General features: G+C 64.0%; 7 protein-coding genes and 3 tRNA genes. 8 read left to right on the forward strand and 2 right to left on the reverse strand.

Annotation, left to right across the window (positions count from 1 at the left end):
- The first annotated feature begins 532 nt into the window (after window positions 1–532).
- From PRtIB026_RS23235 to PRtIB026_RS23245, 3 genes are all read left to right on the forward strand, one after another.
- A complete protein-coding gene (locus PRtIB026_RS23235) occupies window positions 533–1,837 on the forward strand; it encodes an OprD family porin (protein WP_203651241.1) in 1,305 nt (434 codons plus the stop codon).
- Between the two features lie 157 nt (window positions 1,838–1,994).
- Window positions 1,995–3,710, forward strand: coding sequence for a proline--tRNA ligase (locus tag PRtIB026_RS23240; RefSeq protein ID WP_203651240.1), 1,716 nt, complete (start codon window positions 1,995–1,997; stop codon window positions 3,708–3,710).
- Window positions 3,711–3,731: 21 nt separating this feature from the next.
- A complete protein-coding gene (locus PRtIB026_RS23245) occupies window positions 3,732–4,685 on the forward strand; it encodes a hypothetical protein (protein WP_203651239.1) in 954 nt (317 codons plus the stop codon).
- Window positions 4,686–4,799: 114 nt separating this feature from the next.
- Here the strand turns inward: PRtIB026_RS23245 and dinB are convergent, their stop codons facing one another.
- Window positions 4,800–5,858, reverse strand: coding sequence for a DNA polymerase IV (dinB, locus tag PRtIB026_RS23250; protein ID WP_203652607.1), 1,059 nt, complete (start codon window positions 5,856–5,858; stop codon window positions 4,800–4,802).
- A 210-nt stretch (window positions 5,859–6,068) separates the two neighbouring features.
- On the opposite strand from dinB, the gene PRtIB026_RS23255 reads away from it, so the two are divergent.
- The 5 genes from PRtIB026_RS23255 to PRtIB026_RS23275 all read left to right on the forward strand — a co-directional run bounded on the left by PRtIB026_RS23255 (window position 6,069) and on the right by PRtIB026_RS23275 (window position 10,747).
- Window positions 6,069–6,145, forward strand: a tRNA-Met gene (locus PRtIB026_RS23255).
- A 135-nt stretch (window positions 6,146–6,280) separates the two neighbouring features.
- A tRNA-Met gene (locus tag PRtIB026_RS23260) sits at window positions 6,281–6,357 on the forward strand.
- Between the two features lie 125 nt (window positions 6,358–6,482).
- Window positions 6,483–6,559: transfer RNA gene (locus PRtIB026_RS23265), tRNA-Met, on the forward strand.
- A gap of 253 nt (window positions 6,560–6,812) precedes the next feature.
- A complete protein-coding gene (gene mprF, locus PRtIB026_RS23270; protein WP_203651238.1) occupies window positions 6,813–9,455 on the forward strand; it encodes a bifunctional lysylphosphatidylglycerol flippase/synthetase MprF in 2,643 nt (880 codons plus the stop codon).
- A complete protein-coding gene (locus tag PRtIB026_RS23275; RefSeq protein ID WP_186714639.1) occupies window positions 9,455–10,747 on the forward strand; it encodes a virulence factor family protein in 1,293 nt (430 codons plus the stop codon). Before mprF ends, PRtIB026_RS23275 begins: the two co-directional genes overlap by 1 nt.
- Window positions 10,748–10,898: 151 nt before the next feature.
- Here the strand turns inward: PRtIB026_RS23275 and PRtIB026_RS23280 are convergent, their stop codons facing one another.
- A complete protein-coding gene (locus PRtIB026_RS23280; protein WP_203651237.1) occupies window positions 10,899–12,809 on the reverse strand; it encodes a potassium transporter Kup in 1,911 nt (636 codons plus the stop codon).
- Window positions 12,810–12,941 lie beyond the last annotated feature (132 nt).

Raw genomic sequence — 12,941 nt, forward strand, 5'->3', positions numbered from 1 at the left:
AACAATCGACGGTAACACCTTGACTTGGAAGGCAGCTTCACAGGCAAACGCAAGGGAGGATCGCGACCCACCGACATACCGGCCGCAGCCCGTGTTTGCGGAGGTTTCCCAGGTCTTTTCGAGGCAAATGTGAAAATTTCATCAAGCGTTCGTGATTTTGAGCACGCTTGTTGCATTCGCTTCACGCCAAGTCGGCACGACCCCTGCATCGCAGGGTGAACGCGACAAATAACAACAGCGGCATCGGATAAACCAGGGAGTTTCACAAGCCGTACTTTGTATTTATACAAATATGACGGTTTCGAGACAGCGCTGGAGTTGTACGCCCTTATATGACAGGCGTGATTTGCGACATGGAGACAACCAACAGCGACATGGCCATAAAGTTACCGAAAGGTTGTTTCTGCCCATATCGCCAAGAATAGTCCGCGTGATATACATTTTCGCCGACATAACAAGAAAGAGCCGGCCCCATAATTAAAATACCCGGGTGCGGCGGTACTCTTCCTAAAAACCAAAGGAGCAAATCACGATGCGCGTGATGAAGTGGAGCATGATCGCCCTGGCCGTAGCGGCAGGGACCTCGCAACTGGCTGTCGCCTCTTCGCAGGATGAATCGAAAGGTTTCGTCGAAGACAGCAAGCTGAATGTCAAGATGCGTAACCTGTACTTCAGCCGTGACTATCGCAACACTGAGTCGAACGCCAACAGGCTGGCCAACGTGCGGCACGATCAGCGCGAATGGGGCCAGGGCTTCATCGGCACCTTCGAGTCGGGCTTCACCCAGGGCACCGTCGGTGTCGGCGTCGACGCCATCGGCCTGCTGGGCCTCAAACTTGACAGCGGCCGCGGTTACTCGGGCACTGGCCTGTTCCCTACCGGTGAAGACCGTCGCTCCCAGGACGATTACTCCAAGGGCGGCGCCGCCATCAAGTTCCGCATTTCCGACACCGTGCTGAAAGTCGGCGACCAGTTCACCGCGCTGCCGGTCTTCGCCACCGACGACAGCCGCCTGCTGCCTGAAACCGCAGAAGGCGCATTGCTGACCAGCAACGAGATTAAGGGCCTGACCCTGCACGCCGGCCGTTTCACCAGCATGACCGCCCAGTCCGAAACTGACCGCGACAGCATCAGTGACGGCCTCGGCCGCCGCGGCCTGAAGGAAGCTGACGTATTCGGTGGCTCCTACGCCTTCACCGACAGTCTGTCGACCAGCCTCTACTACTCCAAGGTCGAGGACTACTGGCGCAAGTACTACGCCAACGTCAACTGGGCGCTGCCGATCTCGGACAAGCAAGGCCTGGTCTTTGACTTCAACATCTATGACACCAAGGGCGAAGGCGACAACCTGTACCGCGCCGCCGCTGATGGCGACAAGCTCGACAACCGCGCCTACAGCTTCTCCGGCGCCTACAACATCGGCGCCCACACCTTCACCCTGGCCTACCAGAAAGTCACCGGTGACGGCGAATATGCATACGGCATCGACGGTGGCGGCAGTATCTTCCTGGCCAACTCGGTGGCCCGCTCGGACTTCAACGCCGAAGGCGAGAAATCCTGGCAAGTCCGCTACGACCTGAATTTCGCCGAATTCGGCGTGCCAGGCCTGACCTTCATGACCCGCTACGTCCGCGGCACCGGCGCCCACACTGCCGACACCAACGACGGCAAGGAATGGGAACGCGACGTGGACGTCAAGTACGTCCTGCAGGAAGGTCCTGCCAAGGACCTGAGCTTCCGTGTCCGCCAGGCCACCTATCGCTCCTCCGACGCGGTCTATTCCAACTCGCTGGACGAACTGCGCCTGATCGTCGAGTACCCGCTGAGCATCCTGTAAGCCCGCGCTTGCATTGCTCTGCAAATGAAGAAGCCCGGCAATCGCCGGGCTTTTTCCTGGCTGACAGAAAGGCCTGACTGCTGCATTCTGTACGCTTTCGTTTCGCCCCCGTACAATGCGGGGTCATTTCACATTCAGGCAATCGACACGGCCCACCATGCGCACCAGTCAATATTTGCTCGCCACCCAGAAAGAAACCCCTGCCGATGCAGTGGTCATCAGCCACCAGCTCATGCTGCGTGCCGGCATGATCCGCAAACTGGCCTCCGGCCTGTACACCTGGCTGCCGATGGGCCTGCGGGTGATGCGCAAGGTCGAAGCCGTGGTCCGCGAGGAAATGAACGCCGCCGGTGCCCTCGAAGTGCTGATGCCGAGCATCCAGCCGGCTGAACTGTGGCAGGAATCCGGCCGCTGGGAGCAGTACGGCCCCGAGCTGCTGCGCCTGAAGGACCGCCACCAGCGCGACTTCTGCGTCGGCCCGACCCATGAAGAGGTCATCACCGACCTGGCGCGCAACGAGCTGTCCAGCTACAAGCAGCTGCCGCTGAACATGTACCAGATCCAGACCAAGTTCCGTGACGAGATCCGTCCGCGCTTCGGCCTGATGCGCGGCCGCGAGTTCATCATGAAGGACGCCTACTCCTTCCATGCCGACCAGGCTTCCCTGCAGGAAACCTACGACCGCATGCACCTGGCGTACTCCAACATCTTTACCCGCCTGGGCCTGGACTTCCGTCCAGTGCAGGCCGACACCGGCTCCATCGGTGGCAGCTACTCCCACGAGTTCCACGTGCTCGCCTCCTCCGGCGAGGACGACGTGATCTTCAGCGACAGCTCCGACTACGCCGCCAACATCGAGAAGGCCGAGGCCATCCCGCGTGAAACCGTGCGCCCGGCCCCGACCGAAGAGCTGCGCCTGGTCGACACCCCGAATGCCAAGACCATCGCCGAACTGGTGGAAAACTTCGGCCTGGCGATCGAGAAGACCGTCAAGACCCTGATCGTGCATGGCGCCGAGGAAGGCAAGCTGGTCGCCCTGATCGTCCGTGGCGACCACGAACTCAACGAGATCAAGGCCGCCAAGCTGGAGCAGGTCGCCGACCCGCTGGTGATGGCGTCCGACGCCGAGCTGCGCGCCGCCATCGGTGCCGGCGCAGGCTCCCTCGGCCCGCTGAACCTGCCGCTGGAGTGCATCATCGACCGCTCGGTCGCCCTGATGAGCGACTTCGGCATCGGCGCCAACATCGACGACAAGCACTACTTCGGTGTGAACTGGGAGCGCGACCTGCCGGTTCCACAAGTTGCCGACCTGCGCAACGTGGTCGAAGGCGACCCGAGCCCGGACGGCCAGGGCACCCTGGTAATCAAGCGCGGCATCGAAGTCGGCCATATCTTCCAGCTCGGCACCAAGTACAGCGAGGCGCTCAAGTGCCAGGTGCTGGGTGAGAACGGCAAGCCTGTCGTGCTGTCCATGGGCTGCTACGGCATCGGCGTGTCCCGCGTGGTCGCTGCCGCCATCGAGCAGAGCTATGACGAAAAAGGCATCATCTGGAACGACGCCCTGGCACCGTTCCAGATCGCTCTGGTACCGCTGCGCTACGAAACCGATGTGGTCCGCGAAGCCACCGACAAGCTGTATGCCGAACTGACCGCTGCCGGCTTCGAAGTGCTGCTGGACGACCGCGACAAGAAGACCAGCCCCGGCATCAAGTTTGCCGACATGGAGCTGATCGGCATTCCGCACCGCATTGTCGTCAGCGACCGCGGCCTGGCCGAAGGCAACCTGGAGTACAAGCACCGCACCGAATCGGAGGCCCAGGCACTGCCGCTCGCGGACGCGCTGTCCTTCCTGCAGGCCCAAATCCGCCGCTGATAACCCGTTACGCGAGTGATCATGTCCAAGCGAAGTACCTACACCCTGGGGGGCGCCGCACTGTGCGGCGCCCTGTTCCTCAGCGGCTGCGCCAACCAGATGTCCCAGCGCAGCGACCACGAGGAGCGCGTCGAGCGCAAGCTGCTCGAGCACAGTCTGCAGATCGACGTCGGCGAGCCGAAGGTGATGGAGCTTCCGCAACGGCGTGTACGCATCCATGAACTCAAGCGCTTCGAGGTCACCGAGTTCGAGGTGACCCGCCGCTACGACCGCTACACCCCCTACCAACCCTGGCGGGAGATCTACGAGATCCCGCTTGGCGCGGTAGCGGTGGTGGCCGGTATCGGCGCCAATGTGGTCAACGTGTTCGCCCTGGGCAACCTGCCGGACAGCGTCACCCACGACTGGCTCAGCTATGGCGTGGCAGGCGTCAACCCGTTCATGAACGTGCCGTCCAACGGTCGCGCCCAGCAGAACCTGGCCGGTATCGACGAGGTCGAGAAGGGCAAGCGCGAGGAGTCCATCAGCCTGCCGTGGAACGAGCGCCTGGTTGAGGTCAAAGCCGGCAAGATGACCCACGAGCTGACCACCGACAAGAACGGTGTGCTGCGCCTGAACCTGCTCGACAGCCCGTTCTCCGAGCAGAACCTCAACCATATCGGCACCCTGCACCTGCAGGTGGCCGACGAGGAAAACCAGGTGCGCGGCGACGCCAGCCTGCTGGTCAGTGGCAACCTGCGTGGCAAGCTGCTCGAGGCTCACGAGCTGATCTTCGACGATCTCGAGGACGATGATGTCGGCCAGTGGGTGCACCGGGTCAAGCGCCTGTCGGAGCTGGGACTGGAAGAAGAAGCCAGTGAACTGGAGCAGAGCCTGATCGAGCTGACCCGCAACGATCCGGAACTGCAGCAGGAATTCCTGCAGACCCTGACCAAGGCCACCGGGCGCCTGGTAGCCGATCCGGGCGTGCAGTAAACAGAAAAGGGGCTGCTTTGCAGCCCATCGCGGGGCGAGCCCGCTCCTACAGGTCCTGTGTTGGCTTTGTAGGAGCGGGCTTGCCCCGCGATGGGCCGCAAGGCGGCCCCTCTTCTATTTATCGTCGAACAACTCCAACTGCTCATGCGCCCCGCGCAGATCACGCAGCCTCACCCCCACCCCCAGCAACCGCACCGGCTTGCCACCCCGGGCAAACGCCTGGCTGAGCAACTGACGGTAACTCTCCAGATCCCTTCCCGCCCCCGCCTGCTCCATCGTGGTCTGGCTGAAGTCATGGAACTTGACCTTGACGAAGGGCTTGTCGGGCCGATAGCTGCTGTCCATCCGCGCTATCCGCTCGTTCAGGCTGACCAGTAGCTCCGGCAGTTTTTCCAGGCAGCTGTTCAGATCAGGCAAGTCCTGGTCGTAAGTGTTCTCGACACTCACCGACTGCCGCCGGCTGTCGTTCTGTACCGCACGCTCGTCGATCCCCCGCGCCAGCCCCCACAGCCGCTCGCCGAAACTGCCGAACTCGCGAACCAGCGCCAGCCGCGACCAGTCGCGCAGCGACAGGCAGGTGTCGATCCCCAGGCGCGAGAGCTTGTCCGCCGTCACCTTGCCAACCCCGTGCAAGCGCGCCACCGGCAGGTGGGAAACAAACTCTTCCACCTGATCCGGAGTGATGACGAACAGCCCGTTGGGTTTACGCCAGTCACTGGCGATCTTGGCCAGGAACTTGTTCGGCGCCACCCCGGCGGACACCGTGATGTGCAGTTGCTGGGCCACCCGCCGACGAATGTCCTCGGCAATCCGCGTGGCGCTGCCGGCAAACCACTGGCTGTCACTGACATCCAGGTACGCTTCATCCAGGGACAACGGCTCGATCAACTCGGTGTAATCGCGAAAGATCGTGTGGATCTCCCGCGACGCCTCGCGATAGGCCTCGAAGCGCGGCTTGACGATCTCAAGGTCCGGGCACAATTTCATGGCATGTCCGGACGCCATCGCCGAACGCACGCCATAGGCACGCGCTTCATAGTTACAGGTGGCGATCACCCCGCGCTGCCCCGGCTGGCCACCCACCGCCATGGGGCGACCGACCAGGCGCGGGTCGTCACGCATCTCGATGGCGGCGTAGAAACAGTCACAATCAATATGGATGATCTTGCGCAGGGACATGGACGACAGCCACTACTGTAAATTCATACAGATAGTATCCCATGCCCCCACCACTAAACAGTCTGTGCAGGACGATCGGCCTGAAAGCCCCGTCGCGACTGAGGCGCACCCCGATCTGAAGCGCTAAGGGTTTGAACAAAAAAGGTTTTTTTGAACTAAATACTTGACACCACGAAGGAAATCCGTAGAATTCGATCTCACAGGCGCGGGATGGAGCAGCCTGGTAGCTCGTCGGGCTCATAACCCGAAGGTCGTCGGTTCAAATCCGGCTCCCGCAACCAGATTCAAGAAAAGGCCACTGTTTCGACAGTGGCCTTTTTTATTGCCTTTAGATTCTCGATCAGTAAAAACTTTCGAGAAATCAAATAGTAACGCTTGACACTCAGTACGAAATCCGTAGAATTCGATCCCACAGGCGCGGGATGGAGCAGCCTGGTAGCTCGTCGGGCTCATAACCCGAAGGTCGTCGGTTCAAATCCGGCTCCCGCAACCAGATTCAAAAAAAGGCCACTGTTTCGACAGTGGCCTTTTTTATTGCCTGCTGTTCAGCCAAATGGTTACGAAATCATCATAAACACTTGACAACGTACGGTGAATCCGTAGAATGCGCCCCTCTGACGCGGGATGGAGCAGCCTGGTAGCTCGTCGGGCTCATAACCCGAAGGTCGTCGGTTCAAATCCGGCTCCCGCAACCATATTCGTCAGAACAAGCCCCGCCTATCGCAAGATAGTGCGGGGTTTGTTGCATTCCGGCCCCGTAAAAGCCAATTGCCCCTTCCCCGCTACCTGCCTCCCTTGCCGCGCCCCTGCGGCTGAATGAACTATCTTTAACTATCCTGAAACAGATTAAGCCGTCGGCCCGGAGTAATATTCGGATACGTTTTTCCAAAGGGACTTTCACTTGGCCGTACCTTGCCTGCACCTCGCGCTGACCGCACGAGGCACCCCATGACCGCCCCCACTCCCGAAACCCAGGCACCGCTGACGGCGGCCCTGCCCACGGCTGCCCAGCGCCTGCCCTGGCTGGAGCGCCTGAGCAAGTACCGCCAACCACTGGGGCTGGCAGTGACCCTGGTGCTGTTCGCCATGGGCCTGATCGCCTGTCGCCACCTGCTGAGCGAACTGGACATCTATGCCCTGCACGAGGCCATGCTCAGCGTGCCGGCCAATGCACTGCTCGGCGCGGTCCTGGCCACCGTGGTCGGTTTCGTGATCCTGCTGGGCTATGAATGGTCGGCCAGTCGCTACGCGGCCGTGCAACTGCCGCCCCGCACCCTGGTGCTGGGCGGCTTCAGCGCCTTCGCCATCGGCAACGCCATTGGCCTGTCGATGCTGTCGGGCGGATCGGTCCGTTATCGCCTCTATGCGCGCCAGGGTCTGGGCGCCGCGGAAGTCGCGCGCATGACCGTATTCGCCAGCCTCTCGCTGGGCTGCGCGCTCCCGCCACTGGCGGCACTGGCCACGTTGAGCGACCTGTCTGCGGCGGCGACCGCGCTGCGTCTGCCCGCTCCGCTGCTGGGCGGTATCGCGATCGCCGTGCTGGTCGCCGCCGCCGCCTTGGTGATGGGCCTGTATCGCCGGCGCCTGCCTGAACAACCGCTGGCCGACAACCTGATGGTGCAATTCGGCCGACGCACCCTGCGCCTGCCGGGTGCGCGCCTGACCGCGCTGCAACTGCTGATCACCGCGCTGGATGTCGCCGCCGCCGCCACCGTGCTCTACCTGCTGCTGCCAGAAGCGCCGCCGTTCGGCGCCTTCGTGCTGGTCTACCTGCTCGCCCTCGCCGCCGGCGTGCTCAGCCATGTGCCGGGCGGCGTCGGCGTGTTCGAGGCGATCCTGCTGGCAGCCTTCGCTAACCAGCTGGGTGCCGCGCCGCTGGCGGCCGCACTGTTACTGTACCGGCTGATCTATGTGGTCATGCCGCTGCTGGTGGCCTGTGTGCTGCTGCTGGCCAACGAGGCCCGCCGCCTGATGGTCACCCAACAGGCGATCCGCGCCGCCTCGGGGCTGGCCGCGCCGGTGCTGGCGATCCTGGTGTTCCTCTCCGGCGTGGTGCTGCTGTTCTCCGGCGCCACCCCGGAAATCGACAGCCGCCTGGAACACATGGGCTTCCTGATTCCGCACCGCCTGATCGATGCCTCGCACTTCGGCGCCAGCCTGATCGGCGTGCTCTGCCTGCTGCTCGCCCAGGGTCTGCGTCGGCGCCTGTCGGCCGCCTGGCTGCTGACCACGGTGTTGCTGCTGGTGGGCGCGGTGCTGTCGCTGCTCAAGGGCTTCGACTGGGAAGAAGCCAGCCTGATGTGCTTCACCGCTGCCCTGCTCGCCCTGTTCCGCCGCTCGTTCTACCGCCCCAGCCGCCTGCTGGAGCTGCCGTTCTCGCCGGTGTACCTGGTGGCCAGCGCCTGCGTGGTCGGCGCCTCGGTGTGGTTGCTGTTGTTCGCCTACCAGGACGTGCCCTATACCCACAAGCTGTGGTGGCAGTTCACCCTCGACGCCGACGCGCCGCGCGGCCTGCGTGCCGCCCTCGGCAGCGCCGTGCTGTTGGTGATCGTCGCCCTGACCTGGCTACTGCGCACCGCCCGCCCGGTCATCCACCTGCCGACCGAGGACGAGTTGCAACGCGCCAACCGCATCCTGCTGGCCTCCGACCAGCCCGATGGCGGCCTGGCCCTGACCGGCGACAAGGCGCTGCTGTTCCACCCCAACGACAACGCCTTCCTCATGTATGCCCGCCGCGGTCGTAGTCTGGTGGCCCTGTACGATCCGATCGGCCCGGCCCAGGAGCGCGCCGAGATGATCTGGCAGTTCCGCGACCTGTGCGACCTGCACCATGCGCGCCCGGTGTTCTACCAGGTGCGCGCGGAGAACCTGCCGTTCTACATGGACATCGGCCTGACCGCGATCAAGCTCGGCGAAGAGGCCCGGGTCGACCTGCGGCGCTTCGACATCGATGCCAAGGGCAAGGAGATGAAGGACCTGCGCTACACCTGGAACCGAGGCGGACGCGACGGCCTGAGCCTGGAGATCCATGAACCCGGCCAGGCGCCACTGGCCGAGCTCAAGGAAATCTCCGACGCCTGGCTCGGCGGCAAGAACGTGCGCGAGAAAGGTTTCTCCCTTGGCCGCTTCAGCCCCGAATACCTGCAGCATTTCCGCATCGCGCTGATCCGCTTCCAGGGCCGTCCGGTGGCCTTCGCCAACCTGCTGGAAACCCACAGCAACGAGCTGGCCAGTCTCGACCTGATGCGCGCGCACCCGGAGGCGCCGAAACTGACCATGGAATTCATGATGGTCGGCCTGATCCTGCACTACAAGAGCCATGACTATGGCCGTTTCAGCCTGGGGATGGTCCCCCTCTCCGGGCTGCAGCCGCGCCGTGGCGCCCCCTTGACCCAGCGCCTGGGCTCGATGGTGTTCCAGCGCGGCGAGCAGCTCTACAACTTCCAGGGCCTGCGGCGCTTCAAGGACAAGTTCCAGCCGGACTGGGAACCCCGCTACATGGCCGTGCCGGCCGGGCTCGACCCGCTGGTGGCACTGGCTGACACCGCCGCCCTGATCGCTGGCGGCCTGACTGGATTGGTGAAACGTTGATGATCCGACGCTATTGGCTGTACGTACTGATTCCCCTGCTGCTGGCCGTGCTGGCCGGCGGCGCGGCCTTCTGGCTGTGGACCCGGCCGGCGCCCGAGGCGCGCCTGGAACACCTCACCCTCGACGACGGCAGCGCCCTGACCCGCGCCACCCCCGGCGTGCATGCCAAGGCCCGGGTGGCCATCGGCGTGCCCCAGGACCAGGCCCTGACCGACAAGCAGCTGCTCGACCTGAGCCAGGCCGGCGAGGCCCAGCTGGTGCAGGTGATCCTGCCGCCCGCCGACTGCGCCAAGCAGCAGGCGGCGATGGACCAGGCCCTCACCCGCCTGGCCGACAAGCCGACCCTGGTCGCCGGCATCGGCCCGGGCGCAGCCCAGGCCTGGCGCTGGCTGGCCGCGCAGGGCGACGACAAGGCCCGGGCGATCTCGGTGGACTTCACCCTCGAGCAACCCGGCTGCCAGGCCGCCCTGCCCAAGTCCGCCGCCCACGGCCACTGGAACGTGGCCTGGAACGACAACCCGGATGACGCCAGCGCCGCCTTCGTGCGCGACCAGGCCAACGCCGAGACCAGCATCGCCGACTACGACATCCACCTGCCCCAGGTGCTCAAGGCCCAGCTGACCCAGGCCCTGGTCGGCCACGACGGCAACGCCTTGGCGATTCCGGTGGTGGAAGTCCCGGCTGGGCAGACCACCGACACCGTGACCCTGTTCCTTTCCGGCGACGGTGGCTGGCGCGACCTGGACCGCGACGTGGCCGGCGAGATGGCCAAACTCGGCTACCCGGTGGTCGGCATCGACACCCTGCGCTACTACTGGCAGCACAAGACTCCGGAACAGAGCGCCGCCGACCTCTCTGAACTGATGCAGCACTACCGCCAGAAATGGGGCACCAAGCGCTTCGTGCTGACCGGTTACTCGTTCGGCGCCGACGTGCTGCCGGCCATCTACAACCGCCTCTCCGAGGAAGACCAGAAGCGCATCGACGCGGTGATCCTGCTGGCCTTCGCCCGCAGCGGCAGCTTCGAGATCGAGGTCGAGGGCTGGCTGGGCAAGGAAGGTCAGGAGGCGCCGACCGGGCCGGAGATGGCCAGGCTGCCGGCAGCGAAGGTGGTGTGCATCTACGGTGTGGAAGAGACCGACGAAAGCGGCTGCACCGACAAGACCGCCGTGGGCGAGCGCATGAAGCTGCCGGGCGGCCATCACTTCGACGAGAACTACCCGGCGCTGGCCAAGCGCCTGATCGGCGAGATCGAGACCCGCCAGGGAAAGGCCAACGTCGCTGAGAAATGATAGGAAAAGGGACAAGCCCGCTCCTACAGGCGACCTCGTCCCTCTGTAGGAGCGGCCTTGTGCCGCGAATGGGCTGCAAAGCAGCCCCGGCAATCTTGAACTGGAGCGGTCATACCCCCAAAAAACGCAAGAACCTTGAAAGGGGTGCCCCTCAAATCTCGACCTGCGTCCCCAACTCGATCACCCGATTGAGCGGCAGGTTGAAGAATCGCAGGTTGCCGTTGGCATTCTTCAGCAGGAACGCGAACAGGTTCCCGCGCCAGCGCGACATGCCTTCAAGGCGCGAGGCGATCACCGTTTCCCGGCTGAGGAAGTAGGTGGTGCGCATCGGGCTGAAGTCCAGCTCGTCCAGATGGCACAGCTTCAGCGCCGCCGGCACGTCCGGCTCGTCCATGAAGCCGAAGTGCAACAGCACCCGGAAGAACCCGTCGCCATAGGCCTCCACTTCGAACCGCTCCTGCTCCGGCACCCGCGGCCGGTCTTCGCTGACCACCGTCAGCAGCACCACCTGGCTGTGCAGTACCTGGTTGTGCAGCATGTTGTGCAACAGCGCGTGAGGCACGGCATCAGGCCGGGCGGTGAGGAACACCGCGGTGCCCTCGACCCGGTGCGGCGGCTGCACGCGGATGCTGCCGATGAACACCGGCAACGGCAACCCGCCCTCGTCGATGCGCTCGACCAGGATCTGCTTGCCACGCTTCCAGGTGCTCATCAGCACGAACAGCACGATCCCCGCCAACACCGGGAAGGCACCGCCCTGGACGATCTTCGGCACGTTGGCGGCGAAGAACAGCCCGTCGACGAACAGGAAGCCCACCAGCAGCGGTACCGCCAGCACCGGTGGCCACTTCCACAGCAGCAGCATGACCGCCGAGACCAGGATGGTGGTCATCAGCATGGTGCCGGTCACCGCCACGCCGTAAGCCGCCGCCAGGGCGCCGGACGACTCGAAGCCGATCACCAGCAGCACCACGCCGACCATCAGCGTCCAGTTCACCGCGCCGATGTAGATCTGCCCCTGCTCGTCGCTGGAGGTGTGCTGGATCTGCATACGCGGCACGTAGCCCAGCTGGATGGCCTGGCGGGTCAGGGAGAAGGCACCCGAGATCACCGCCTGGGAAGCGATCACCGTGGCCATGGTTGCCAGGCCGACCAGCGGCAGCAGCGCCCAACTCGGCGCCAGCAAGTAGAACGGATTGCGCGCGGCCTCGGGGTTCTGCAGCAGTATCGCGCCCTGGCCGAAGTAGTTGAGCACCAGCGCCGGCAGCACCAGGGCGAACCAGGCGCGGGCGATGGGCTTGCGGCCGAAGTGGCCCATGTCGGCGTACAGGGCCTCGGCACCGGTCAGCGCCAGCACCACGGCGCCGAGAATGGCCACGCCCATGCCCGGATGAACGATGAAGAAATTCAGCGCCCAGCCTGGGTTGAAGGCCTTGAGCACTTCCGGGCTCTGCGAGATGCCGTGTACCCCCAGCGCCCCCAGCACCACGAACCAGGTGACCATGATCGGGCCGAACAGCTTGCCGATCTTCTCGGTACCGTGCTTCTGCACCAGGAACAGCGCCACCAGCACCACCAGCGAGATCGGCACCACCCAGTGGTCGATGCCTTCGAAGGCCAGGCCCATGCCCTCCACCGCCGACAGCACCGACACCGCCGGGGTGATCATGCTGTCGCCATAGAACAGCGAGGCACCGACCAGGCCACAGCCGACCATCAGTGCCCGCAGTTTCGGGTATTCAGCCGTGGCGCGCCGCGCCAGCGCGGTGAGCGCCATGGTCCCGCCCTCGCCCTGGTTGTCGGCGCGCAGGATGAACATCACGTACTTGAACGACACCACCCAGAGCAGCGACCAGAGGATCAACGACAGGATGCCCAGCACCCCGTCGTGATTGACCTGCACGCCGTAACCACCGGTGAAGACCTCTTTGAGGGTGTACAGCGGACTGGTGCCGATATCGCCATAGACCACCCCAACAGCTGCCACGAGCAGCCCCAGCGACTTCGCCGCCCCCTGCTTGCCCTCGTGCCCGCCTTCGGCGTGACTGCTTGCCTGAACCATCGACCACTCCCGCAGAAGGCCATCTAGACCGGTTGAATTCCTACCCGCGCCAGACCATCGCGGATCTCCCGGCGCATCGGCGCGAAGCATAGCGCAGCGCTGATTGTATTTCTGCTGGTAGAGCGACAGTGC

Origin of the sequence: Pseudomonas sp. RtIB026, from assembly GCF_016861355.2 — a bacterium.
In the GTDB taxonomy this organism is placed as follows: domain Bacteria; phylum Pseudomonadota; class Gammaproteobacteria; order Pseudomonadales; family Pseudomonadaceae; genus Aquipseudomonas; species Aquipseudomonas peradeniyensis.